This is a genomic window from Streptomyces sp. NPDC049813 (assembly GCF_044465085.1).
In the GTDB taxonomy this organism is placed as follows: domain Bacteria; phylum Actinomycetota; class Actinomycetes; order Streptomycetales; family Streptomycetaceae; genus Streptomyces.
Genome location: NZ_JBITLI010000013.1, coordinates 235,451 through 260,909, shown reverse-complemented (window position 1 = coordinate 260,909; position 25,459 = coordinate 235,451). Strand labels below are relative to the sequence as shown.

Sequence of the window (25,459 nt, the reverse complement as noted above, 5' to 3'; positions counted from 1 at the left end):
CGTTCGGGAAGGGGGCCGTGCGGTGGTGCGCAAAGGTGTACCGGGGGAGCCTTCCACACTCTTCGGGCGGGCAACCCGCTCCTTGGTTAACTACTCGCGCGTAAGAGCACACACAAGGTTTCCCCCGATCGAAGCGCCGGGATCGGCTCATGAACTCCCCTTCCGCGCAGGGGGCGTCGGCCCCCGGCAGCCTGTCCGGTGGGCCGGACCCGGCGCCGAGAGCGGACAGCTCCCCCCGGGTACCCCGCTTCGACGGGCTTGCACGCGCGCCGAGTTGGGACCCGCCGGGAACGGCCGAGGGGCGCGCGCGGGGCGCGTGGGCGCGTGCGATTCTGGGGCCATGTCGATCATTCACCGCACCACCCTGCGGCCCACCAAGACCGAACTCCTCGCCCGCTGGCTCCCGGAGCAGCCGTGGTACCAGGGGGCGGGGACCGAGGAGCCCGTCAAGGCCGGCGGGTTCCGGCTCGACGACCCGGACGGTGAGGTCGGCATGGAGTTCATGGCCGTCACGGACACGTCCGGGGCGCGGCCGGTGACCTACCACGTGCCCCTGGTCTACCGGGGCGCCCCGCTCGCGGACGCCCCCGAGGGCGCGCTCGTCGGCACCCTCGTGCACGGGGTGCTCGGTGAGCGCTGGGTGTACGACGGCGCCCGTGACCCGCTGCTGCTCGCCCAGCTGACCGCGCTGCTCAAGGGGGAGGTCCCGGCGCACGCCCAGAGCACCGACGGCGCGCTCGACCCGAGCGTGCGGGTCCGGCTCGACGCGGGCGCGGCCGGGCGGCCGGAGATCGTCCGGGTCCTGGAGCCGGGCACGTCGGAGCCCGGCGCGGCGGGCGAGGTCACCGCCGAATGGCGGAGCGCGGACGGGAGCCTGGTGCGGGGGGTCTTCGTGCGGGTGCCGGCGTAGCGGGGGCCGGCGGTCCGGGGCTCGCGGGTGGCTCCCCGCCAGGGCGGCGCGGCCTCGCCATGGGCCGGCGGCGTGTCCCGGGCCGGTGCTCCGGGGGGCCCGGCCGCGTGGCGCAGCGGGCGCGCCCCTGCGGCGTACCACAGTCGCCGCTCCCGTGGTGCCGTTACCGGGCGCCACGGCGCACCCCGCGGGGGCGTGGCGCGGGGCCCGGGTGGCTTCGTGCGCCGTGGCCCGTCGGGCCGCCGCGCACTACCGTCATCAGGGACAGGCACCACGGGACGTACGAAGGGGCGTCCGGCAGGGGCGCACCCGGCCGCGCCCCTGACCGACCGCCGACGCCCCCGCTGCACGCGCGAAAGGGGAACTGTGAAGGCCATCCGTCGATTCACCGTCCGACCGGTCCTGCCCGCACCACTCGCCCCGCTCCAGGAACTCGCCCGCAATCTCCGCTGGTCGTGGCAGGCCGGGACCCGCGACCTGTTCGCCGCCGTCGACCCGGAGCGCTGGGCCGCGTCCGGCGGCGACCCCATGCGGCTGCTCGGCAGCGTGCCGCCGGCCCGGCTCGCCGAGCTCGCCGCCGACGAGGCGTTCCTCGCCCGGCTGCGCGAGGCAGCGGACGAGCTGCGCGGCTACCTCCAGGACGACCGCTGGTACCAGACCCAGGACGGGGCCCACGAACTCCCGTCCGCCATCGCCTACTTCTCACCGGAGTTCGGGATCACCGCGGCGCTGCCGCAGTACTCGGGCGGCCTCGGCATCCTCGCCGGTGACCACCTCAAGGCCGCCAGCGACCTCGGGGTCCCGCTGATCGGCGTGGGGCTGCTCTACCGGCACGGCTACTTCCGGCAGTCGCTGTCCCGGGACGGCTGGCAGCAGGAGACGTACCCCGTCATCGACCCGAACGAGTTGCCGCTGTCCCTGCTGCGGGAGCCGGACGGCACCCCCGCGCACATCGCGCTCGCCCTGCCCGGCGGGCGCCGGCTGCTGGCCCGCGTCTGGCTGGCGCAGGTCGGCCGGGTGCCGCTGCTGATGCTCGACTCCGACGTCGAGGAGAACGGCGCGCACGAGCGCGAGGTGACCGACCGGCTGTACGGGGGCGGCAGCGAGCACCGGCTGCTCCAGGAGATGCTGCTGGGCATCGGCGGGGTCCGGGCCGTGCGCAGGTACTGCCGTCTCACCGGGCACCCCGCCCCCGAGGTCTTCCACACGAACGAGGGCCACGCGGGGTTCCTCGGGGTCGAGCGCATCGCCGAACTCGGTGCCGGGGGGCTCGACTTCGACGCCGCGCTCGAAGCGGTCCGGGCCGCCGCCGTGTTCACCACGCACACCCCGGTCCCGGCCGGCATCGACCGCTTCGACCGCGAACTGGTCGCCCGGCACTTCGGCGCCGCCGCCGAACTGCCCGCGCTCGACGTGGAGCGCATCCTGGGCCTCGGCATGGAGACCTACCAGGGCGGCGACCCGAACGTCTTCAACATGGCGGTCATGGGGCTCCGGCTCGCCCAGCGCGCCAACGGCGTCTCCACCCTGCACGGCTCGGTCAGCCGGGAGATGTTCTCCGGCCTGTGGCCGGGCTTCGACCCGGAGGAGGTGCCGATCACCTCCGTAACGAACGGGGTGCACGCGCCCACCTGGGTGGCGCCCGAGGTCTACCGGCTCGGCGCCCGCCAGATCGGCGCGCGGCGCACCGACGACGCCCTGTCCGTCGGCGGCTCGCAGCGCTGGGACGCGGTCGGCGACATCCCCGACCAGGACGTCTGGGAGCTGCGCCGGACCCTGCGCGGGCAGCTCGTGGACGAGGTGCGCCGGCGTCTGAGCGCGTCATGGCGGCAGCGCGGCGCGGGGGCGGCCGAGCTCGGCTGGATCGACGGGGTCCTCGATCCGGACGTCCTGACGATCGGCTTCGCCCGCCGCGTCCCCTCGTACAAACGGCTGACGCTGATGCTGCGCGACCCGGACCGGCTGATGCGGCTGCTGCTGGACGAGGAGCGGCCGGTGCAGATCGTGGTCGCGGGCAAGGCGCACCCGGCCGACGACGGCGGCAAGCGGCTGGTGCAGGAGCTGGTCCGCTTCACCGACGACCCGCGCGTGCGCCACCGCATCGTCTTCCTGCCCGACTACGGCATGGCGATGGCGCAGAAGCTCTACCCGGGCTGCGACATCTGGCTCAACAACCCGCTGCGGCCGCTGGAGGCGTGCGGCACGTCCGGGATGAAGGCGGCCCTGAACGGCTGCCTCAACCTGTCGGTCCTGGACGGCTGGTGGGACGAGTGGTTCGAGCCGGACTTCGGCTGGGCGATCCCCACCGCCGACGGCACCGCCACCGACGAGGACCGCCGCGACGACCTGGAGGCGGCCGCGCTCTACGACCTGCTGGAGCGCCGGGTGGCGCCCCGCTTCTACGAGCAGGGTCCCCAGGGCCTGCCCGACCGGTGGATCGAGATGGTCCGCCAGACGCTCACCCACCTCGGCCCGAAGGTCCTCGCGGGCCGGATGGTGCGCGAGTACGTCGAGAAGCTGTACGCGCCCGCGGCCCGCGCCGGCCGGGCGCAGACTCCGGACGCGGCCCGGGACCTGGCGCAGTGGAAGGCGCGGGTCCGCCGGGCCTGGCCGCGCGTCGCGGTCGACCACGTCGAGGCGTCGACCACCTCGGCGGAGCTCGGCGCGACCCTCGCGCTGCACGTCCGGGTGGCCCTCGGCGATCTGGCCCCCGACGACGTCGAGGTGCAGGCGGTGGCGGGCCGCGTCGACGCCGAGGACCGCATCGGGGAGGCGAGCACGGTCGCGCTGAAGCCGGTCGGCGGCCCGGACGAGGAGGGCCGCTGGTCCTACGAGGGCCCCCTCGCCCTGGACCGCACGGGCCCCTACGGCTACACGGTCCGCATCCTGCCCACCCACCGCCTGCTGGCGTCACCGGCGGAGGCGGGCCTGGTGACGGTGCCGTCCGAAGCGGTGGGGGAGGGCGCCGGGGTCCTGCTGCGATGACCCCCCCCCCGCGCCCCCGCGGCCGAAATCACCCTCAACTTCCCTACGTCAAAGGTAAGTTGGGGGTGTCATCCGTTCGGCTCGACGGGGGTTGCGCGTGGCGGGGTATGCGGCTCAGGAGCATCCGATCGAGATCGTCCGGGCGGGGGAGGAGTATCTCGACGCCATCGTGGCGCTGGCCGAGGACCGCCGCCTGGACCCCAGGGACCCGCAGGCGGGCCGCGCCGGTTTCCTCGTCTCGGACTACACCCGGGACGACTACCGGTCGCGACTGTCCACGGCCGAGCACTTCTGGGTCGCGGTCAAGGGTCCGGAGGTGCTCGGCTATCTGCTGGCCTACAGCGACGAGCGCATCGGCCCCGAGGAATGGCTCAACCACCGGATCAAGACGGCCCTGGGGTCCTTCCTCGTCATCAAGCAGATCTGCGTGGCGCGCACGGCCGCCCGGGCCGGGATCGCCTCCCGCCTCTACCACCACGTCCTGGAGCGGTGGTCCACGAGCCCGGTGATCGCCGCCGTGGTCAGCGTGCCGTTCAACGAGGCCTCGACGCTCTTCCACCGCAAGCTCGGCTTCGAGGAGCTGTCCCGGCTCACCCCGCCCGACGGGAAGGAGCGGATGGTGTGGGTGTGGCGCAAGCCGCGCGAGGCGATGCTCCAGGCGCAGTACACGGTCGCCATCGACCTGTACAAGCACGAGGACGTCCTCAACTGGAACAAGCTGAACAACTTCTTCTACATCACCGCGGGTCTCGCGGCGGCGCTGGGTTTCACCCTCGGGCAGCGGAGTGACCCCGAGGCGTCGGCGGCGGACATCTCGGACACGCTCGCGACGGTGATCTCCGTCATCGGCCTCGGCTCCGCCCTCGCCTTCACGCAGATGCTGCGGTTCGGCCGGCGCTACCTCAGCGCCCGCAAGAAGGCCGCGATGGAGCTGGAGGAGCATCTGGCCTGGCACGGCGGGCAGCGGATCGTCGGCCGGGAGGCGTCCGTGGCGGGCAACTCCTGGCTGCGGCAGTCGCCGACGGGGCTCATCATGATGCTGCTGCCCGCCCTCGTCTCGGTCTGCTGGACCGCGCTGCTGGTCATGCTGGCCCTGGACTGAGCCCGGGAGACGACGAGGGGCGCCCGGCTCGCGGGCGCCCCAAGTCGTGTGCGCGTGTGCTTACTTGACGTTCACGCCCGCCCAGGCGGCGGCCACGGCCTTGTACTCGGCCGAGTCCGCGCCGTACAGGTCCTTCGCCGCGCTCAGCGTGCCGGTGCGCGCCGCCGCGTAGTTGGTGTTCGACGTGAAGTACGTCGTCAGGGCCTTGAACCAGATCTGCTCGGCCTTGTCCCGGCCGATCCCGGTGACGGTGGAGCCGTCGGAGGTGGGGGAGTCGTAGGCGACGCCGTTGATCGTCTTCTTGCCGCTGCCCTCGCTGAGCAGGTAGAAGAAGTGGTTGGCGATGCCGGAGGAGTAGTGGACGTCGACGTTGCCCGCGCCGGACTTCCAGGCGTCGAGCGAGGCGCCGTCCTTGCTGGGCTTGTCCATGTAGCGCAGCGGGGTGCCGTCGCCGTTGATGTCGATGGCCTCGCCGATGAGGTAGTCGCCGACGTCCTTGCTGTTCTTCGCGTAGAACTCGACCGAGGTGCCGAAGATGTCGGACGTCGCCTCGTTCAGGCCGCCGGACTCGCCGCTGTAGACGAGGCCCGCGGTCGCGGAGGTGACGCCGTGGCTCATCTCGTGCGCGGCCACGTCGAGCGAGGTGAGCGGGTTCTTGTTGCCCTCGCCGTCGCCGTAGGTCATGCAGAAGCAGCTGTCGTCCCAGAACGCGTTGACGTACGCGTTGCCGTAGTGGACGCGGGAGTAGGCGCCCTTGCCGTCGCCGTTGATGCCGCTGCGGCCGTGCACGGTCTTGTAGTAGTCCCAGGTCTCCTGGGCGCCGTAGGCGGCGTCGACACCGGCGGTCGCGGGGTCGTTCGTGGTGCCGTCGCCCCACTTGTCGTCGGCGTCGGTGAACAGCGTGCCCTTGCCGGACGAACCGTTCTTGAGGTCGTACGTGGAGTGGCCGCCGCGGGTCGCGTCCGTCAGGGCGTAGGACGAGCCGGACTTGGTGGTGCCGATCGTGACGCTGCCGCTGTACTCGGACTCGCCCGCGCCGGTGTGGATCGCGTCGTACTCGAAGATCTTCTTGCCGGTCGCCGCGTCGGTGATGACGTGCAGCTTGCTCGGCGTGCCGTCCTTCTGGGTGCCGGTGACGACCTTCTCGTACGCGAGTCTCGGCGTGCCGGTCGCCGCCCAGACGACCTTGCGGGCGCCGGCCGGGGCGGCCTTCAGGGAGGCGCCGGTGGTGGCCACGTCGATCGACTTGGCGGTGGCGCGGGTGACGCCCTCGCGGCTGCCGGACTTCGTCTCGTGGACGACCAGGTCGCCGCCGAGGACGGGCAGTCCGTCGTAGGTCCGCTCGTAGCGCGTGTGGGTCGCGCCGTCGCGGTCCTTGACCACGTCGCGGACGACGAGCTTCTCCTTGGCGTCGAGCTTCAGCTCCGCGGCCGTGGTGGCCGCCTGCGCGCTCGCGTCCTTCAGGAGGCTCGCGTGGGCCGTCGCGCTGAGCGTCAGCGGCGCGGCGGCGGGGACACCGGACTCGGCGGAGGCGCCGGTGGCGGTGAAGGTCCCGGCGACCAGGGCGCCGGCGGCGACGGCCGTGGCGAGGGCGAGCTGGGTGCGACGGGATATGTGGGAGGTCACGAAGAAAGCTCCTTGAGTGTGGGGGGGAGTGAGCTTTGCCGTGCGGGTGGTGCGGGTGGTGCGGGTGGTGCGGGTGGTGCGGGTGGTGCGAGAAGTGCGGGTGGTGCCGGTGGTGCGTTCCGTACGGGAGGGGCCGGACGGGGTGTGCGGGAAAACTCTGGCAGTTGAGGACCGAACATGTCATGTACGTGATCGCAGGTTGGCCGGAATTCGTTCGTTGAGCGAAAACTGACGCACGTATTGCGAACGCGGTGTGAACGGACCCGGTCTCCGGCGGCCCACACGTGAACGGGCGCGCCCGCCCGGGGAGTTGCACCACCGGGAGGACGCGCCCAGACCGTGCCGGGCCGGAGCCCGGGACCCGCTTACGGGAAGGTCAGCTTGAAACTGTTGATGTAGCCGACGTCCTGCGCGCCGAGGTCCTTGGCCTGAAGCTTCCAGACACCGTTGGCGTTCTCCGTGGAGGCGTTCACCGTGTACGTGGTCTGGATGTTGGGGGTCGGGTCGTACGTGGAGGAGTGCAGCCGGTACGCCTTCCCGCTCGGGCCGATCAGGTCCACCTGGAGGTCACCGCTCCACGTGTGCACGATGTCGACCCCGACCTTCAGGGTGGACGGCGCCTTGCCGGCGATGCCGGTGACCGTCAGGGACGAGCTGACGGCCGCGCCGGGCGAGTCGGGGATGTTCACGTTCGTGTCGTTCGTGAACGTCTTGCCGGTGCCCGGGTCGCCGCCGCCGGAGCGGGCGCCGACGTTGATCGCGGCGAACGCGTCCTGGACCGCCTTGTACTCGGTGGACGTCGTCCCGTACAGCTCGCCCGCCGCCGCGAGGGCACCGGTGCGCGCGCCCGCGTAGTTGGTGGTCGAGGTGAACTTCGTGGTCAGCGCCTTGAACCAGATCAGCGCCGCCTTGTCGCGGCCGATGCCGGTGACGGGCAGGCCGTCGGAGGTCGGGGAGTTGTAGCTCGTCCCGTTGACGACCTTCGCTCCGCTGCCCTCGCTGAGCAGGTAGAAGAAGTGGTTGGCCGGGCCGGACGAGTAGTGCACGTCGACGCTGCCGATCCCGGAGTACCAGGAGTCCTTCGACGCGCCGTCCTTGCTCGGCTTGTCCATGTAGCGCAGCGGGGTGCCGTCGCCGTTGATGTTGATCTTCTCGCCGACGAGGTAGTCACCCGCGTCGGAGGGGTTGTTGGCGTAGAACTCCACGGCCGCCGCGAAGATGTCCGAGGTGGCCTCGTTCAGACCGCCGGACTCGCCGCTGTAGTTGAGGCCCGCGGTGTTCGAGGTGACGCCGTGCGTCATCTCGTGCGCGGCGACGTCGATCGAGGTGAGCGGGTGGGTGTTGCTCGTCCCGTCGCCGTACGTCATGCAGAAGCAGCTGTCGTCCCAGAACGCGTTGACGTAGTTGTTGCCGTAGTGGACCCGGCTGTACGCGCCGACACCGTCCCCGCGGATGCCGGTGCGGCCGTGCACGTTCTTGTAGTAGTCCCAGGTCAGCGCGGCGCCGTAGTGCGCGTCGGCGGCGGCCGTCTCGGTGTTGCTCGCGCTGCCGTTGCCCCACACGTCGTCCGGGCCCGAGTAGAGCGTGCCGGTGCCCGAGGTGCCGTGGTTGAGGTTGTACGTCTTGTGGCCGCCGCGCCCGGTGTCGTTGAGCGTGTACGACGAACCGGACTGCGCGGTGCCGAGGGTGACGGTGCCGCTGTACTGGGTGTTGCCGGTGCCGTTCTCGATCGCCTGCCACTCGTGCAGCTTCTTGCCGGTGGCGGCGTCGGTGATGACGTGCAGCTGGTTGGGCGTGCCGTCCTCCTGGAGGCCGCCGACCACGGTCTCGTAGGCGAGGGTCGGCTGTCCCTTGGCTGCGCCCTGGCCCAGCCAGACGACCTTGCGCGGGGCGCGGTCGGCCTCGGTCTTCTTCGACCCGTCGGCCTTCGCGAGGCCGAGGGCCTGCGCCTCGGCGGCGGCCGGCTTCACGTCGGCCGTCGTGTCCACGCCCTTGAGCTGGGCCTTCGACGCCTTCGTCACGCCCTGCGCGGCGCCGGACTTCGCCGTGTCGACGATCAGGTCACCGCCCAGGACGGGCAGTCCGGCGTAGGTGCGCTCGTAACGGGTGTGCGTGGTCCCGTCCTTGTCCTGCAGCACGTCCCGGACGACGAGCTTCTCCTGGGTGCCCAGGCCGAGCTTCTTCGCGGTGTCGGCCTTCGCCTTGGTGGTGTTCGCCGCGCGCAGCAGCTCGGCGCGCTTGGCGGGGGAGAGCTTGGCGGGCAGGGCGCCCGGGTCGGCGCCGCGGGTGGCGTTCGCCGTGATGGCCGAGGCGGCCTGGGCCGTGTCCGCGCCGGCGCCGGCGGCGGCCGGACCCGACTGGAACGCCACGGCGAGCAGGGCGGTGACGGCGCCGACGGCCGCGGCGGCGGTGGCCCGGCGTCTGTGGGAGGTGGAGGTGCTTCTCAACGCTGACTCCTTCTGCGCGGCCGCATGGGTGTGCGGCCAGTGGGGACCGGGCGGCGGGTGGCCGGCCGGGCAGAACGCAGTACAGGCAGTGCGGAAACGTGCGGGTGGAGCGGTGAACCCGGCCTGTCCGCACGCGGGCTGTGGGGCAGCTGTGCGGTGGCCGTTGGGAAGAGTGGCAGCAGAGAGCGGGTGCTGTCAGGAGCGCGTCAACAGGTTGGCCGGATTTGGTTCGGTGCGCGGGGGAGCGTGTTCGATATGCGGGGCGCCCCACGCTCGGTCCGGCTTGGCCTCGGCGCGTCTTTGTTCGTGTGGGGGCCGTGTGTGCGAGGTGGCGGGGTTGTGTGGTGCCGTGGCTGGAATGCGGTGGGTCCGGGGCGGGCCCGGGGTTCGCGGTCAGCAGCGGGGCTGGGGTGCGGGGCGGGCGGCTGCCGGCCGGTGGGGCTTCTCGCGCAGTTCCCCGCGCCCCTGAAACATGCGGCTGCGCCGCAGTTTCAGGGGCCTGGCGATAACGCGGCCCCTGGGGTGCCGCACGCGGCGGGGCCGGTGGGTGGTCGGGCGGCCTCTCCCCGGTGGGGCTTCTCGCGCAGTTCCCCGCGCCCCTGGAGCGTGCGGCTGCGCCGCCGCTCCAGGGGCCCGGTCCGTCAACCCGTGGCGGGGGTCGGGTCGACCAGGCTGTCCCGCCAGGCGCGGTGCAGGTCCGCGAAGCGGCCCGTGCCCGCGATCAGTTCGGCCGGGGGGCCGTCCTCCACCACCCGGCCGTGCTCCATCACCAGGACGCGGTCCGCGATCTCCACCGTGGAGAGGCGGTGCGCGATCACCACCGCCGTCCGCCCGCGCAGCACCGTACGCATCGCCTGCTGCACCGCCCGCTCCCCGGGGACGTCCAGCGAACTGGTCGCCTCGTCGAGGATGAGCACCGCCGGGTCCGCCAGCAGAGCCCGGGCGAACGCCACCAACTGGCGCTGCCCCGCAGAGATCCGCCCGCCGCGCTTGCGCACGTCCGTGTCGTACCCGTCGGGCAGCGCGGTGATGAACCCGTGCGCGCCGATCGCCTCGGCCGCGGCCTCGATCTCCTCGCGGCTCGCCTCCGGGCGTCCGATCGCGATGTTCTCGGCGACCGTCCCGGAGAACAGGAACGCCTCCTGCGTCACCATCACCACCCCGCGCCGCAGCTCCGCGTGGGACAGCTCCCGCAGGTCGACCCCGTCGAGCAGCACCCGCCCGTGCGAGGGGTCGTAGAAGCGGGCCAGCAGCTTGGCCAGCGTGGACTTGCCCGCGCCGGTCGAGCCGACGACCGCCACCGTCTGCCCGGCCGGCAGCCGCAGGTCGAAGCGGGGCAGCACCTCGCCGCCCGTGCGGTAGCCGAAGGAGACGTCCGCGAAGTGCACCTCGCGCCCCGGGCGGCCGCCGCGCGGCGCGGGCAGCTCCCGCGGGTCCGCCGGCTCGGGCACCGAAGGCGTCTGTTCGAGCAGCCCCGCGATCTTCTTCAGGGACGCGGCCGCGGACTCGTAGGAGTTGAGGAACATCGCCAGCCGGTCGATGGGGTCGTAGAGGCGGCGGACGAAGAGGACCGCGGCGGCCAGCACGCCGAGGGCGAGGGTGCCGCTCGCGACGCGGTAGGCGCCCCACAGGACCATCCCGGCCACCGCCGTGTTCGCCAGCAGCCGGGAGCCCACGACGTAGCGCGCCATCTCCAGCAGCGCCGTGCCGTTGGCCCGCTCGTGCCGGCGGTTCAGGACGGCGAAGTGCTCGTCGTTGGCCCGCTCCCGGCGGAACGCGCGCACCGGCCTGATCCCGTTGACCGTCTCGACGAACTTCACGATGACGGCCGCGATCGCCGTCGACCGCTCGCCGTACGCGCGCGCGGCCCGCCGCCGGTACGCCCGGATCAGCACGGCCAGCGGCACGAAGGAGAGCGCGGCCACCGCGCCGATCCGCAGATCGAGCCAGAGCAGCATCGCCGTGATGTAGACCGACGCGAGGATGACGTTGACCAGCTCCTGCAGGCCCTCCGCGAGCAGCTCGCGCAGCGCCTCCACGTCCGTCGTGGCCCGCGAGATGACCCGGCCCGAGGTGTACCGGTCGTGGAAGTCGACGCTCAGCGCCTGCGCGTGACCGAAGATCCGGCCGCGCAGATCGAGCAGCACGTCCTGGCTGACGCGGGCGGAGAAGTGGATGTACGCGTACTGGAAGGCGGCCGAGCCGCACGCGGTCAGCAGGAACCCGGCGCCGACCGCGACCAGCGGCCCGTACGCGTGCGTCCGGAACGCGGGCACCGCGCTGTCGATGGCGTACGCGACGATCAGCGGCCCGGACTGCACGGCCGCCTGCTGGAGCAGGAGCGCGAGGACGGTCAGCCACGCCGTGCGGCGGTGCGGCGCGAGCAGGGAGCGCAGCAGCAGCCCCGTCGCCCCCTTCGACGTGGGCAGGTCGTCCTGGTCGAACGGGTCGCCGGGGGAGGGCGGCCGGACCGCCTCGGCGGGCTCGTCCGGCGCGGCGGCCGGGCCGGCGGCGGGGGCGCCGGTGGTACTGGTGGTGTTCGTCGTGGTCGTCATGGCCGCTTCGCCTCTTCGGTGTCGGGCGCCGGGTCCCCGGACATCAGGTGGCGGTACTCCGCGCTGGTGCGCAGCAGTTCGTGATGGGTGCCCACCGCCGCGACGCGCCCGCCGGAGAGCAGCGCGACCCGGTCGGCGAGCAGCACCGTGGACGGGCGGTGCGCGACGACGAGCGCGGTGCTGTCCGCGAGCACCCGGCGCAGCGCGGCCTCCACCGCCGCCTCGGTGTGCACGTCGAGGGCGGACAAGGGGTCGTCCAGGATCAGGAAGCGCGGCGCCCCGACCACGGAACGGGCGAGCGCGAGACGCTGGCGCTGGCCGCCGGACAGGCTCAGCCCCTGCTCGCCGACCTGCGTGTCGACCCCGTCGGGCAGCCGCCGCACGAAGTCGGCCTGCGCCACCCCGAGCGCCCGCTCCACCTGCTCGGGCGTGCCGTCGGCCGCGCCCATCAGCACGTTCTCCGCGACCGACGCCGAGAACAGGGTGGGCTCCTCGAAGGCCACCGACACCAGGGCGCGCAACTCCTCGCGCGGCAGCGCGGTGACGTCCCGTCCGTCGAGCGTGATGCGGCCCGCCGTGACGTCGTACAGCCGGGGCACCAGCGCCGTCAGCGTGGTCTTGCCGCTGCCGGTTGCGCCCACCAGCGCCATCGTCTCGCCGGAGCGGACGTGCAGGTCGATGCCGCGCAGCGTCGGCACGGAGTCCTCGGCGGCGTCCGGGTAGCGGAAGGCGACCCCCTCGAAGCGCAGCCCGTCCCCGGCGGGGCCCGCGGGGGCCGGACGCACCCGCGGGTCCTCCTGTCCGGCGTCCATCACCTCGAAGTACCGGCGGGTCGCCGACGCCGCCTCCTGGCTCATCGCGAGCAGGAAGCCGATGGACTCGATGGGCCAGCGCAGCGCCAGCGCCGTCGACAGGAACGCGACGAGCGTGCCCGCGGAGAGCTCCCCGTCGGCGACCTGCACCGCGCCGATGACCAGGGCCGCGCCCAGCGCCACCTCGGGCAGCAGCGTGATCACCCCGAGGATGCCCGCGAGCAGCCGGGCCTTGGTCAGCTCGGTGCCGCGCAGGGTGCGCGACAGGTCGTGGAAGGCGCGCGCCTGGCTGCGGTGGCGCCCGAACCCCTTGATGATCCGGATGCCGAGCACGGACTCCTCGACGACCGTCGTCAGGTCGCCGACCTGGTCCTGGGCGCGGCGCGAGGCCAGCGCGTACCCGTGCTCGAACCGGTAGCAGACCGCGATCAGCGGCACCGCGGGCGCCAGCAGGACCAGGCCGAGCGTCCAGTCCTGCACCAGCAGCAGGGCGAGCCCCGCGCAGATCGTCACCCCGTTCACGATCAGGAACGTCAGCGGGAAGGCGAGGAACATCCGCACGACCATCAGGTCGGTCGTGCCGCGGGAGAGCAGCTGTCCCGACGCCCACCGGTCGTGGAAGGCGACCGGAAGGCGCTGCAGATGCCGGTACAGATCGGCCCGCATCGCCGCCTCGACCCCGGCGAGCGGCCGCGCCACGAGCCAGCGCCGCAGCCCGAACAGCAGCGCCTCCAGGACGCCGAGCGCCAGCAGCACCCCGGCCCCGAGCCAGACGCCCCCCGGGTCCCGGCCGGTGACCGGCCCGTCCACGATCCACTTCAGCACCAGCGGGAAGAGCAGCCCCAGACAGGACGCCAGCACGGCCACGGTCGCGGCGCCCGCCCAGCGCGCCCGCACCGGCCGCACGTACGGCCACAGCCGCAGCAGCGTCCGCGCCGCCGACTGCTGTACGGGCGCCGCCGCCCGGGCCTGTTCGTCGATCCGCCGGGGGTCCGTGGTAGCTGCATCCGTAGTCGCCATCAGGGGTGAGACTACGGTTCGGCACTGACGACGCCCAGTGGGTTTTCCGGCGCCCGCGGCCCGGGGTCGTACCTCCCGTCAACCGATCGGATGATGCCCCTTCGAGCGCGATGGCCGATGCCCGCACCGCCCCCGCCGGGCGAGGCTTGAGCCATGACCACCACCAGTGCACCGCTCATCGAGGTCACCGGGCTGCGCAAGTCGTACGCCGGGCGGGCCGTCGTCGACGGGATCTCCTTCACCGTGGAGGAGGGCGAGATCTTCGGCGTCCTCGGACCCAACGGGGCCGGGAAGACCACCACCGTGGAGTGCGTCGAGGGCCTGCGCGTGCCCGACGAGGGCCGGGTCCGCGTGGCCGGTCTCGACCCGGTCGGCGACCACGACGCGGTCACCCGCATCCTCGGCGCCCAGCTCCAGGAGAGCGAGGTGCAGGCGAAACTGACCGTGCGCGAGGCCCTGGAGCTGTACTCGTCCTTCTACCCCGACCCGCTCGACTGGCGGCCGCTGGCCGAGAGGCTGCGCCTGGAGGAGAAGCTCACCACCCGCTTCGCCAAGCTGAGCGGTGGCCAGAAGCAGCGGCTGTTCATCGCCCTCGCCCTCGTCGGCAACCCGCGCGTCGTCGTCCTCGACGAGCTGACCACCGGGCTCGACCCGCGCGCCCGCCGCGACACCTGGCAGCTCATCGAGGACGTCCGGGCCGGCGGCGTCACCGTCCTGCTGGTCACGCACTTCATGGAAGAGGCGCAGCGGCTGTGCGACCGCGTCGCCGTCATCGACAAGGGGCGCGTCGCCGCCCTGGACACCCCGGCCGGACTGATCAGCCGGGCCGCGGGGTCGACCGTCATCTCCTTCACCCCGTCAGCGCCGCTCGACGAGCGCGAACTGGCCGCGCTGCCCGGGGTCGCCGGCATCGAGCACCGGGACGGCCGCACGACCCTGACCGGCGGCGACGCGACCGTCAACGCCGTCATCTCCCTGCTGGCCCGGCACCACATCACCGCCCACCAACTCCGCGTCGTCGACGCCACGCTGGACGACGCGTTCCTCGACCTGACAGGAGCCGGCCGGTCATGAGCGCCCTCACCACCACCCCCGCCCGCCTGCCCGGGGCGAACGCCGCCGTGCTGAAGAGCGAGGTCCGGCTGTTCCTGCGGGAGCCCGGCGCCCTCTTCGGCATCGCCGTCTTCCCGCCGCTGCTGCTGGTGATCCTCGGCTCCATCCCCGCCTTCCGCGAGACGGGCTCCGGCCCGGACGGGCTGCGCCTCATCGACGCCTACGTCCCCGTCACCGTGCTGCTCCCGCTGATCGTGGCCGGGCTCCAGGCCATGGCACCGGTCATCGCCGGATACCGGGAGCGCGGCATCCTGCGCCGGATGTCGGCGACGCCGGTCCGGCCGCCCGCGCTGCTCGGCGCGCAGATGGTCATCCACGGCGGGGCGGCCCTGTGCTCCTCGCTGCTCTCGCTCGCCATCGGCAGGCTCGCCTTCGACGTCCGGCTGCCGCCGCAGGCCTTCGGCTACCTGCTCGCGCTCGTGCTCTCGGTCGTCGTCGCGCTGTCGCTGGGCGCGCTGGTCGCGGCCCGGGCCCGCACCCAGAAGGTCGCCAGTGCCATCGGCTCGGCCGTTTTCTTCCCCTGCATGTTCTGCGCCGGGGTGTGGCTGCCGGTCCAGTCGATGCCGGGCACGCTCGCCCGGATCGTCGAGTGCACGCCCTTCGGCGCCGCGTCCCAGGCCCTCAGCGACGCGGCCGCCGGGAGCTGGCCCGGCTGGTCCCACCTCCTCGTCCTCGCCGGGTGGGCCGTGGTCCTGTCCGGCGCCGCGGCGCGCTGGTTCCGCTGGGAGTGAGGCGATGACGGACGGCACGGCCGTGCAGACTGGCCGCATGACGACACGGACCGCGCAGGGCGCCGCCGCGGCGGAGGCGGCCAGGAAGGTCGAGGAGCGCTGGGCCAACTTCCACCGCTACGGCCCCTGGGGCCTGCTCGGCGTCGGCGTCGGCCTGTCCGTCGCCACCGCCGGCGTCGTCGGCATGGACCGCACCGACTGGTACGTCTTCGTCCCGCTCTCCGCCGCCGCGCTCGTCCTCCAGCTGTGGTGGGGCCACGCGATGCGCACCAGGCCGGGCCCGACCCGCGCCGGCGCCTTCTACTACTGGCTGCGCTGGGCCCTGTCCTTCGTCGGCTCCCTCATCAACCCGTTCTACGTGTTCTACGCGGCCTGCGGCTACTTCGACGTCGAGCGGCTGCTCTCCCGCCGCATGGTGCGGCCCGGGGTCTTCGCCGCGGTCGTCGTCGTGGCCGGCTCCCAGTCCGGCGGGCTGCCCCCGGACAACGCGGGCGGCTGGGCCCTGTTCGGCGGACTGCTCGCCGTCAACTCCGTCCTCGTCGGCTTCATGGGCCAGATCAACCACAAGGAACAGGAGCAGGCCCGCGTCCAGATCGAGACCATCGACGAACTGGAGCGCACCAACGCCGCCCTCCAGCAGGCCATGGACGAGAACGCGCAGCTGCACGCCCAACTCCTCGTCCAGGCACGGGAGGCGGGCGTCGCCGACGAGCGCCGCCGGCTCGCCGCCGAGATCCACGACACCATCGCGCAGGGGCTGACCGGGATCATCGCCCAGCTCCAGGTCGTCGCGAACGCCCCCACCCTGGCCGTCGCCCGCGAGCACCTCGACCGTGCCTCGGCGCTCGCCCGGCACAGCCTGGGCGAGGCCCGCCGCTCCGTGCACAACCTCTCGCCCGCCGCCCTCGCCGACGCCACCCTGCCCGAGGCGCTGAAGAAGACCGTCACCGAATGGACGGGCCGCACGGGGGTGCGCGCGGAGTTCACCGTCACCGGCACCGCGGAGCCGCTCCACGACGAGATCGAGGCGAGCCTGCTGCGCATCGCGGAGGAGGCCCTGTCGAACGCGGCCCGGCACGCGCACGCGACCCGGCTCGGCGTCACCCTCTCCTTCATGGCGGGCGAGGTCACCCTCGACGTACGCGACGACGGCCGCGGCTTCGACCCGATCGCCCTGCCCGCCCGCACCGGCACCGCGGGCTTCGGCCTCGACGGCATGCGGGCCCGCGCCGAACGCCTCGCGGGCGACGTCACCATCGAGTCGGAGCCGGGCGGCGGCACGGCGATCTCGGCTCGCGTACCGTTGGTCCGCCATGACGACTGACCCCGCGGCCGCCGCCCCCATCACCCTCCTCATCGTCGACGACCACCCCGTCGTCCGCGACGGGCTGCGCGGCATGTTCGAATCCGCCGCGGGCTTCACGGTCCTCGGCGAGGCGGCGAACGGGGTCGAGGGGGTCGCCAGGACCGCCGCGCTCGACCCGGACGTCGTCCTGATGGACCTGCGCATGCCAGGCGGGAACGGCGTGGACGCGATCAAGGAGCTGACCCGGCGCGGGGCCCGCGCCCGCGTCCTCGTCCTGACCACCTACGACACCGACTCCGACACGCTGCCCGCGATCGAGGCGGGCGCCACCGGCTACCTCCTCAAGGACGCCCCGCGCGAGGAGCTGTTCACCGCGGTGCGCGCCGCCGCGCAGGGCCGCACCGTCCTCTCCCCGGCGGTCGCCTCCCGCCTGGTCACGGCGGTCCGCAGACCCGCCGCCCCCGCCGACGAGGCCCTCTCGGCCCGGGAGCGCGAGGTCCTGGTCCTGGTCGCCCGCGGCACCTCGAACAAGGAGATCGCCCGCGAGCTCTTCATCAGCGAGGCGACGGTGAAGACCCACCTCACGCACCTCTACGGCAAGCTCGGCGTGAAGGACCGCGCGGCGGCGGTCGCGGTGGCGTACGACCGCAAGATCCTGGGCTGAGGCCGGCTCCGCGCGCTCCGGCGGGCCGCGGTCCCCGCCCGCCGGGCCGGGCCCCGGGCGCGGCGCCATACTGGAAGGCATGAGCACCGGCTCCCGCGAGTTCGTGCGCGCGACGCCCCGCCCCGGCGGTCCGATCGTCTCCGCGGTCGGCTACCGCACGCGTGGGGTGCGCCCCGCGCTCCACCGGGGCCTGCCCTCCCCGTACCTCACGCTGATCTTCTCCCTCGACGGGCCCGTCGTCAGCGGCGCCACCCCCAAGCAGGCCCGTGGGCCCGGTGCGGACCGCACCGAGATCGTCGTCGGCGGGCTGCACCGGGACCCCGCCTTCATCGCCCAGCCCGCGCACGAGGCGGGCATCCAACTCGCGGTGCACCCGCTGGCGGCCCGCGGCCTCCTCGGGGTGCCGGCCGCGGAGCTGACCGGGCGGCTCGTGACCGACGGGACGGACGTTCTCGGGCCCGCGGCCGCCGGGGTCTGCGCGCACCTGCGGGAGCTGCCGGACTGGCGGGCACGGTTCGAACGGCTCGGCGCGTACCTGCTGCGCGGTGTCGACGAGCCCTTCGCGGCGGTCCGCCCCGAGGTCGTCGAGGCCTGGGCCTGGCTCGCCCGCCATCGCGGTACGGGCACCCTGCCAGGCCTCGCGGCGCACGTCGCGCTCAGCGAGCGCCGGCTGACCGCGCTCTTCCGCGCGGAGACCGGGCTGAGCCCCGGCCAGGCCGGGCGCCTCATGCGTTTCCAGCACGCCAAGGCCGCCGTGGTGCGCGCCGTCGCCGCGGGCGGGCCGCCCGACCTGTCCCGGGTCGCCGCCGCGCACGGCTACTGCGACCACTCGCACCTGGTGCGCGACTTCCGGCGGTACACGGGGCTCAGCCCGACCGGGTGGCTCGCCGAGGAGTGCCGGAACATCCAAGCCGGGGGACACCACGACGGCGCAGACTCGGAGCCATGACCACCACACCGAAACCCCAGCCCACCGTCTGGCCCTCGCTCCAGGCGAACGACGCGCCCGCCCTGATCGACTTCCTCGTCGGCACCGTCGGCTTCCTGCGCACGGCGGTCTACGAGGACGGGGGCCGGGTCGCGCACGCGCAGCTCGACTGGCCCGAGGGGGGCGGCGTCATGCTCGGCTCCCACGACCCGCAGGCGGAGCCCGGCGCGTGGTGCCAGCAGCCCGGCACGTTCGGCGCCTACGTCGTCACCGACCGGGTCGACGCGCTGTACGCCGGGCTCGTCGACGCGGGGGTCGAGATCCTCCGGCCGATCGAGGATCAGCCCTACGGCAGCCGGGAGTTCGCGATCGTCGACCCCGAGGGCAACAAATGGTCCTTCGGCACGTACAGGGGCGAACCCCGGCCCTGACGCACCCCGCGTACTCGCGCAGTTCCCCGCGCCCCCGAAAAGCACTTCGTCCGCGGCGCCGTCGTGGTTGCTCGCGCAGTTCCCCGCGCCCCCGAGATGCGCACTTCGTGCGCCATCTCATCGGCCCCGTAAGGGGCGCGGGGAACTGCGCGAGAAGCCCCACCGGGCCGCACCCGGTGACGAAACCGCGCCCCGCACCTACCACCGCACCCGAAGCAACAGCACCGTCCGCCCCGGCACCAGAACCCCCGCCCCCGCGGCAAGCACCACCCCGGGCGCACCCTCCTGCCCCTCAAGCCCCGTGTCCACGACCACCTCGTAGGACTCCGCCCACGGCCGCCCGGGCAACACGAACTCCACCGGCAGGTGCCCCGCGTGCAGGACCGCGAGGAAACTGTCGTCCTCGACGGGCTCACCGCGCGCGTCCCGCCCCGGCATGTCCCGCCCGGACAGGTACATGCCGACCGTGGCGGTGGGCGCGTACCAGTCCCCCTCCGTCATCTCCGTGCCGCGCGCCGTGAACCACGCGAGGTCCCGCAGCCCGTCCGCCACCCGTGCCCGCCCGGAGAAGAACGCCCCCTGGCGCAGCACCGGATGCGCGTGCCGCAGCGCGATCAGCCGGGAGGTGAGGTCGCACAGGGCCCGCCAGCCGGGCTCCTCCAGCAGGCTCCAGTCGACCCAGCTGATCTCGTTGTCCTGGCAGTACGCGTTGTTGTTGCCGCCCTGGGTGCGCCCGAACTCGTCCCCCGCGACCAGCATCGGCACACCCGTGGACAGCAGCAGCGTCGTCAGCAGGTTCCGCAGCTGCCGCCTGCGCAGCTCCTGGACGGGCTCCGCGTCGCTCTCGCCCTCGGCGCCGCAGTTCCAGGACCGGTTGTCGCCCGAGCCGTCCCGGTTGCCCTCGCCGTTCGCCTCGTTGTGCTTGCGCTCGTAGCTCACCAGGTCGCGCAGGGTGAAGCCGTCGTGCGCGGTGATGAAGTTGACCGACGCGTACGGCCGCCGCCCGCCCCACGCGTACAGGTCGCTCGACCCGGAGAGCCGGTACCCCAGATCCCGTACGTCCGGCAGCGCCCCGCGCCAGAAGTCCCGTACGGCGTCCCGGTAGCGGTCGTTCCACTCCGTCCACAGCGGGGGGAAGGCGCCGACCTGGTAGCCGCCCGACCCCACGTCCCACGGTTCCGCGATCAGTTTCACGCGCCGCAGCACCGGGTCCTGCGCGATGACCGCGAGGAACGGCGACAGCATGTCGACGTCGTGCATGGACCGGGCGAGCGCCGCCGCCAGGTCGAAGCGGAAGCCGTCGACGCCCATCTCCGTCACCCAGTACCGCAGCGAGTCGGTGATCAGGCGCAGCACCTGCGGCTGGACCACGTGCAGGGTGTTGCCGCAGCCCGTGTAGTCGGCGTACCGGCGCGCGTCGCCCTGGAGGCGGTAGTAGCCGCGGTTGTCGATGCCCTTCAGGGAGAGCGTCGGGCCCAGCTCGCCCGCCTCGGCCGTGTGGTTGTAGACGACGTCGAGGATGACCTCGATCCCCGCGTCGTGCAGCGCCCGCACCATCCGCTTGAACTCGTCGACCTGTTGCCCGCCCGTCCCGGACGCCGCGTACGCCGCGTGCGGGGCGAAGTAGCCGATCGAGTTGTAGCCCCAGTAGTTCCTCAGGCCCCGGCGCAGCAGGTGGTCCTCGTGGGCGAACTGGTGCACCGGCAGCAGCTCCACGGCGGTCACCCCGAGCCGCGTGAGGTGCTCGATCGCGGCGGGGTGCGCGAGCCCCGCGTACGTCCCGCGCAGCCGCTCGGGGATCCCCGGGTGCCGCCGCGTGAAGCCGCGTACGTGCAGCTCGTAGATGACCGAGTCCGACCAGGGCGTCTTCGGCCGCCGGTCGTCCACCCACTCGTCGCCGGGCGCGTCGTCGTGGACCACGACCCCCTTCGGGACGTACGGGGCCGAGTCACGGTCGTCGCGCACGGTGTCGGCCACGTGCTGCTGGGGCCAGTCCCGTACGTGCCCGTACACCTCGGGCGGCAGCGCGAACTCCCCGTCGACGGCCCGCGCGTACGGGTCGAGCAGCAGCTTCGCCGGGTTCCACCGGGCGCCCGTCCACGGGTCCCAGCGGCCGTGCACCCGGAAGCCGTACCGCTGCCCCGGCCGCACGCCCGGCACGAAGCCGTGCCAGATCTCGTGCGTCAACTCGGTCAGCCGCGCCCGCCGTTCCCGGCCCTGCGCGTCGAAGAGGCACACCTCCACGGCCTCGGCGCCGCCCGCCCACAGCGCGAAGTTCGTCCCCGCGACCCCGTCCGGGCCGACCCGGAACCGGGCGCCGAGCGGCACCGGCGCCCCCGGCCACACCTGGTCGGCGGGGAGCAGGCGCCCGCGCTCCTGGCCGTGCGGTGCCGGGGCGCGGACCGGCGGCCTGCCGTTCCCCGTCCGGCCGGCCGGTACTGCCTGCACTGCCTCCTGCTCGGGTGCGCTCGACACCTGACAGCCTCCCGCGGCTCCACGAAGGACGGGCGGCGGTGCCCGCGGCGTCCCGGCCGCGCTGCCCCCGCATCCCCTCCCCACTGTTCTGCCCAGCGCTCGGGTCGCACTCACGTTTCCCCGGCGGGGGGAGCGTCGTTGGCGTGGCGTGGATACAGCTGTGAGGCGCGCACGGCGCGCAGGTGCGGCCCTGACCGCCCTTCTGACCTGGGCGGGACTGGTCGCCGGAGTCGCGGGATGCGACGCGGGCGCCACCTTCGGCAAGCCCCGTACGCCCGAGGAACTGATCCGGGTCACCCCGGACGACGCGGCCCGGGGCGTGCCGGCCGGCCGGCGCCTCGCCGTCGAGGTCGCCGAGGGCCGCCTGGAGTCCGTGAAGGTGGTCCGGGTCCAGGACGCGCGGGAGGAGGCGGTGCCCGGACACCTGACGGACGGCGGCCGGCGCTGGCGCCCCACGGGGCCGGGCGCGGACCGGCTGACGCTTGCCGCGAAGTACACGGTCGACGCGGTCGCGGTCGACGGCGACGGCCACCGGGCGGCGCGGCACACCACGTTCACCACGTCCGTCCCCGACCGGCGGCTCATCGGCTACGTGACGCCGGAGAACCGCGCGACGGTCGGCACCGGGATGATCGTGAAGCTGGAGTTCAACCGGAAGGTCGCCGACCGCGCCGCGGTGGAGCGCGGCATCCGGGTCACCTCGCGGCCCGCCGTGCCCGTGGCGCCGCACTGGTTCGGCCCGGCACGCCTGGACTTCCGCCCGCAGAGGTACTGGAAGCCCGGCACCGAGGTCACCGTCGACCTCGCCCTGCGCGACGTGCGGGCGGCCCCCGGCGTCTACGGCCTGCAGCGCAAGTCGTTCTCGTTCACCGTCGGGCGCAGCCAGGTCAGCCTGGTCGACGCCCGCCGGCACACGATGGAGGTCCGCAAGGACGGCAGGCTCCTGACCACGCTGCCGATCACGGCGGGGGCGCCGCGCTCACCCACGTACAACGGGAAGATGGTCGTCTCCGAGCTGCTCGACGTGACCCGGATGGACAGCCGCACCGTCGGGTTCGGCGGCGAGTACGACATCCCGGACGTGCCGCACGCGATCCGGCTCACCGACTCCGGCACCTTCCTGCACGGCAACTACTGGTCGGGCGGGGTCTTCGGATCGCGCAACGTCAGCCACGGCTGTGTCGGTCTGCGCGACGTGAAGGGCGGCAGCCCGCTCACCCCGGCGGGCTGGTTCTTCGACCGCACGCTCATCGGCGACGTCGTCGAGGTGACCGGCAGCACCGACAAGGAAGTCGCTCCTGACAACGGCCTCGGCGGCTGGAACATGGACTGGGACCGGTGGCGGGCCGAAGGCGCCGCGGCCGGGTAGTCCCGGGACGGCGCAAAAGGGGGGCCCGGGCCGGGCGTTGGGACGGAACGGTGACATTACCGGGGATCCGTTCCCCCAGGTCGTGCGGTTAATCTTGCGCAATGCGCGCGGATGCGCAGGGGTGCGGGCCTTGGACCGAGGCCGTGCGAGGGGAGAGAACATCGTGAACGGGCGACGACCGATATCGGCGGCTCTGCTGGGGGCGGCGCTGCTGCTCGTCACCGCGTGCGGGGGCGGGGACGGTGCCGGCGACGAGGGCAAGGGGAAGTCCGACAAGGCCGAGGCGAACAAGCCCTCGCAGGCCGTCGTGACCGTGGCGCCGAAGGACGGCGCCGACGCCGTCGCCACCAGCGGGGCCCTGAAGGTCACCGCGGACAAGGGCAGGCTGACCGAGGTGAAGGTCGCCGACTCCAAGGGCAACGCCGTCGCGGGGGACATAACCGGCGGCACCAGCTGGACCCCGGCGCACCACCTCGCCGCGTCGACCACCTACAAGGTGCACGCGGTGGCGAAGGACGGGGCGGGCCGGGAGTCGGCCAAGGACACCACGTTCACCACGCTGACCCCGAAGAACACCTTCGTCGGCACGTTCACGCCCGAGGACGGTTCGAAGGTCGGCGTCGGCATGCCGTTCTCGATCCGCTTCACCCGGGGCATCACGCACCCCGAGGACGTCGAGAAGGCGATCACCGTCAAGACGGAGCCCGCCGTGCCGGTGGAGCCCCACTGGTTCGGCAACGACCGCATCGACTTCCGCCCCGAGAAGTACTGGGCGTCCGGCACGAAGGTCACGGTCAAGCTGAACCTCGACGGCGTCGAGGGCCGCCCCGGCGTCTACGGCAAGCAGCTCCGCACGGTGTCGTTCACCATCGGCCGCAGCCAGGTCTCCACGGTCGACGCCAAGACGCACATGATGACGGTGAAGCGCGACGGCAAGACCCTGCGGAAGGTCCCGGTCACGACGGGCAAGGCGGGCTACGAGACCTGGAACGGCCAGATGGTGATGACCGAGAAGCTCGCGGTGACCCGGATGAACGGCGAGACCGTCGGCTACGGCGGCGAGTACGACATCAAGGACGTCCCGCACGCCATCCGCCTGACCAACTCCGGCACCTTCATCCATGGCAACTACTGGGGCGGCGACGCCTTCGGCAACTACAACGCCAGCCACGGCTGCGTCGGTCTGCGCGACGTACGCGGCGGCTACGACGGCAAGATCTCGGCGGCCTGGTTCTTCAACCAGTCGATGATCGGCGACGTGGTCGTGGTCAAGAACACCGGCGACAAGACGGTCGCCCCGGACAACGGGCTCAACGGCTGGAACATGAGCTGGGCCGAGTGGAAGAAGTAGGGGGCCCGGCGCCCCGGTGGTGAACGGCCGCTAACCTGCGGGCCATGACCGTACACCTGGAAATCGCCGACGGGGTGGGCACGATCCGCCTCGACCGCCCGCCGATGAACGCCCTGGACGTCGCCGTCCAGGACCGCATCAAGGAGCTGGCACAGGAGGCCGCGGCCCGTACCGACGTACGGGCCGTGGTCGTGCGCGGCAGCGAGAAGGTCTTCGCGGCCGGCGCGGACATCAAGGAGATGCAGGCCATGGACCACGCGGCCATGGTCGGCCGGGCCCGCGCCCTCCAGGACTCCTTCACCGCGCTCGCCCGCGTCCCCAAGCCGGTCGTCGCCGCGATCACCGGCTACGCCCTGGGCGGCGGCTGCGAGCTGGCGCTCTGCGCCGACTTCCGGATCGCGGCCGACACCGCCAAGCTGGGCCAGCCGGAGATCCTGCTCGGCCTGATCCCCGGCGCGGGCGGCACCCAGCGCCTGGCCCGCCTGATCGGACCCGCCAAGGCCAAGGACCTGATCTTCACCGGCCGCCAGGTGAAGGCCGACGAGGCGCTCGCGCTCGGCCTGGTGGACCGCGTCGTCCCGGCCGACGAGGTCTTCCCCGCCGCCCACGCCTGGGCCGCGAAGCTCGCGAAGGGCCCGGCGATCGCGCTGCGCGCGGCGAAGGAGTCCATCGACGCGGGCCTGGAGACGGACCTGGAGACCGGCCTCGCCATCGAACGCACCTGGTTCGCAGGCCTGTTCGCCACCGAGGACCGCGAGCGAGGGATGCGCAGTTTCGTGCAGGACGGACCGGGCAAGGCCACGTTCTCCTGAGGCCGCCGCGGGCCCGCCGGTCAACTGCCCCGGAGCCGGGTCGAGTTGTCCTCGTCCCTCATTGGGGCGGTTTATCCGGACCTTAAGGCAGCCTTAAGCGCACCTTGTCCGGGACGATCACCGATCGTCCGCACTCGATAAGTCGTCGCAGGTCAGATGGCGTGTCGGGGCTCTCTAAGTGCCTCTGGCACATGCCAAACCGACCCCCCGGAATGAGGCGTTCCGGGGGGCTTATTCAGCCGGAACGGCCCCAAGGCCCCGGCTCGGCGGCCATCATGGTGGGCATGGCGGGGCTTGAGGATGTCGAACATCCGCGACGGCACGGTATGAGTGCGACCGCGGCGCGCTGGTCTCCCGCGGTCGAGGACGAACACGCGCTGCGGGCGCTGGAGTTGTTCGGGAATCCGACCGAGGCGGAGGTGTCCCTGCCGTCGCGCCCGGAATCGGCGGCGACCGCCCGCCGGCTCGCCCAGGTCGTGATCCTGCGCCAGTGGGGCCTGTCCCCGAAGCTGACGGAGGACACCGTCCTGCTCGTCTCGGAACTGGTGGGCAACGCGGTGCGGCACACCGGCGCGCGCGTCTTCGGGCTGCGCATGCTGCGCCGCCGCGGCTGGATCCGGGTGGAGGTGCGCGACCCGTCTCGCGGCCTGCCGTGCCTCATGCCCGTGCAGCCGTCCGACGTCTCCGGCCGCGGCCTCTTCCTCGTCGACAAGCTCTCCGACCGCTGGGGCGTCGACCTGCTGCCCCGCGGCAAGACGACCTGGTTCGAGATGCGGGTCGCCGACCGCTGACCCGGCCGCGCTCCTGACCCGGCCACGCACG

18 protein-coding genes are annotated in these 25,459 nt (G+C 73.1%); 13 read left to right on the top strand and 5 right to left on the bottom strand.

What is annotated here, in order from left to right; translation table 11 throughout:
* Positions 1 to 340 precede the first annotated feature (340 nt).
* The 3 genes from ACIBW6_RS25830 to ACIBW6_RS25820 all read left to right on the top strand — a co-directional run bounded on the left by ACIBW6_RS25830 (position 341) and on the right by ACIBW6_RS25820 (position 4,997).
* Positions 341 to 910 (top strand): 1,4-alpha-glucan branching protein, encoded by a 570-nt coding sequence (locus tag ACIBW6_RS25830; protein WP_399063507.1) that lies wholly within the window; start codon positions 341 to 343, stop codon positions 908 to 910.
* 366 nt (positions 911 to 1,276) lie between these two features.
* Positions 1,277 to 3,895: an alpha-glucan family phosphorylase gene (glgP, locus tag ACIBW6_RS25825; RefSeq protein ID WP_399063506.1), complete on the top strand. Its 2,619-nt coding sequence runs from the start codon at positions 1,277 to 1,279 to the stop codon at positions 3,893 to 3,895.
* A 97-nt stretch (positions 3,896 to 3,992) separates the two neighbouring features.
* Positions 3,993 to 4,997, top strand: a complete 1,005-nt coding sequence (locus ACIBW6_RS25820) for a GNAT family N-acetyltransferase (RefSeq protein WP_399063504.1) — start codon at positions 3,993 to 3,995, stop codon at positions 4,995 to 4,997.
* A 60-nt stretch (positions 4,998 to 5,057) separates the two neighbouring features.
* Here the strand turns inward: ACIBW6_RS25820 and ACIBW6_RS25815 are convergent, their stop codons facing one another.
* From ACIBW6_RS25815 to ACIBW6_RS25800, 4 genes are all read right to left on the bottom strand, one after another.
* The gene (locus ACIBW6_RS25815; protein ID WP_399063502.1) at positions 5,058 to 6,623 is read right to left on the bottom strand and encodes a M4 family metallopeptidase; all 1,566 of its coding nucleotides are present in this window, start codon (positions 6,621 to 6,623) and stop codon (positions 5,058 to 5,060) included.
* Between the two features lie 365 nt (positions 6,624 to 6,988).
* Positions 6,989 to 9,070, bottom strand: coding sequence for a M4 family metallopeptidase (locus ACIBW6_RS25810; protein WP_399063500.1), 2,082 nt, complete (start codon positions 9,068 to 9,070; stop codon positions 6,989 to 6,991).
* 641 nt (positions 9,071 to 9,711) lie between these two features.
* Complete coding sequence (locus ACIBW6_RS25805; RefSeq protein ID WP_399063499.1) at positions 9,712 to 11,625, bottom strand: ABC transporter ATP-binding protein; 1,914 nt, start codon at positions 11,623 to 11,625, stop codon at positions 9,712 to 9,714.
* On the bottom strand, positions 11,622 to 13,457 hold the full coding sequence (locus ACIBW6_RS25800) for an ABC transporter ATP-binding protein (protein ID WP_399063497.1): 1,836 nt from the start codon (positions 13,455 to 13,457) through the stop codon (positions 11,622 to 11,624). Before ACIBW6_RS25800 ends, ACIBW6_RS25805 begins: the two co-directional genes overlap by 4 nt.
* A 153-nt stretch (positions 13,458 to 13,610) precedes the next feature.
* Between ACIBW6_RS25800 and ACIBW6_RS25795 the strand changes: the two genes are divergently transcribed.
* The 6 genes from ACIBW6_RS25795 (at position 13,611) to ACIBW6_RS25770 (ending at position 18,630) form a co-directional block, all read left to right on the top strand.
* Complete coding sequence (locus ACIBW6_RS25795; RefSeq protein WP_399063495.1) at positions 13,611 to 14,531, top strand: ABC transporter ATP-binding protein; 921 nt, start codon at positions 13,611 to 13,613, stop codon at positions 14,529 to 14,531.
* Complete coding sequence (locus ACIBW6_RS25790) at positions 14,528 to 15,301, top strand: ABC transporter permease (protein WP_399063493.1); 774 nt, start codon at positions 14,528 to 14,530, stop codon at positions 15,299 to 15,301. Before ACIBW6_RS25795 ends, ACIBW6_RS25790 begins: the two co-directional genes overlap by 4 nt.
* Before the next feature lie 37 nt (positions 15,302 to 15,338).
* Positions 15,339 to 16,625 carry a sensor histidine kinase gene (locus ACIBW6_RS25785; RefSeq protein WP_399063491.1) on the top strand — a complete coding sequence of 429 codons (1,287 nt, stop codon included), beginning with the start codon at positions 15,339 to 15,341 and terminating at the stop codon, positions 16,623 to 16,625.
* Complete coding sequence (locus ACIBW6_RS25780) at positions 16,615 to 17,271, top strand: response regulator (protein WP_399063489.1); 657 nt, start codon at positions 16,615 to 16,617, stop codon at positions 17,269 to 17,271. The genes ACIBW6_RS25785 and ACIBW6_RS25780 overlap by 11 nt, the downstream gene beginning before the upstream one ends.
* Positions 17,272 to 17,350: 79 nt before the next feature.
* On the top strand, positions 17,351 to 18,220 hold the full coding sequence (locus ACIBW6_RS25775; RefSeq protein ID WP_399063487.1) for a helix-turn-helix domain-containing protein: 870 nt from the start codon (positions 17,351 to 17,353) through the stop codon (positions 18,218 to 18,220).
* Positions 18,217 to 18,630: a VOC family protein gene (locus ACIBW6_RS25770; RefSeq protein ID WP_399063485.1), complete on the top strand. Its 414-nt coding sequence runs from the start codon at positions 18,217 to 18,219 to the stop codon at positions 18,628 to 18,630. Before ACIBW6_RS25775 ends, ACIBW6_RS25770 begins: the two co-directional genes overlap by 4 nt.
* Positions 18,631 to 18,828: 198 nt before the next feature.
* On the opposite strand, the gene glgX is transcribed toward ACIBW6_RS25770, so the two are convergent.
* The gene (gene glgX / locus ACIBW6_RS25765) at positions 18,829 to 21,105 is read right to left on the bottom strand and encodes a glycogen debranching protein GlgX (RefSeq protein WP_399063483.1); all 2,277 of its coding nucleotides are present in this window, start codon (positions 21,103 to 21,105) and stop codon (positions 18,829 to 18,831) included.
* 160 nt (positions 21,106 to 21,265) lie between these two features.
* Between glgX and ACIBW6_RS25760 the strand changes: the two genes are divergently transcribed.
* The 4 genes from ACIBW6_RS25760 to ACIBW6_RS25745 all read left to right on the top strand — a co-directional run bounded on the left by ACIBW6_RS25760 (position 21,266) and on the right by ACIBW6_RS25745 (position 25,428).
* On the top strand, positions 21,266 to 22,474 hold the full coding sequence (locus ACIBW6_RS25760; protein WP_399063481.1) for an Ig-like domain-containing protein: 1,209 nt from the start codon (positions 21,266 to 21,268) through the stop codon (positions 22,472 to 22,474).
* Positions 22,475 to 22,634: 160 nt separating this feature from the next.
* Positions 22,635 to 23,825: an Ig-like domain-containing protein gene (locus ACIBW6_RS25755; RefSeq protein WP_399063561.1), complete on the top strand. Its 1,191-nt coding sequence runs from the start codon at positions 22,635 to 22,637 to the stop codon at positions 23,823 to 23,825.
* 44 nt (positions 23,826 to 23,869) lie between these two features.
* Positions 23,870 to 24,637 (top strand): enoyl-CoA hydratase/isomerase family protein, encoded by a 768-nt coding sequence (locus ACIBW6_RS25750; RefSeq protein ID WP_399063479.1) that lies wholly within the window; start codon positions 23,870 to 23,872, stop codon positions 24,635 to 24,637.
* Positions 24,638 to 24,921: 284 nt separating this feature from the next.
* Positions 24,922 to 25,428 carry an ATP-binding protein gene (locus ACIBW6_RS25745; protein WP_399063477.1) on the top strand — a complete coding sequence of 169 codons (507 nt, stop codon included), beginning with the start codon at positions 24,922 to 24,924 and terminating at the stop codon, positions 25,426 to 25,428.
* Positions 25,429 to 25,459: the final 31 nt, after the last annotated feature.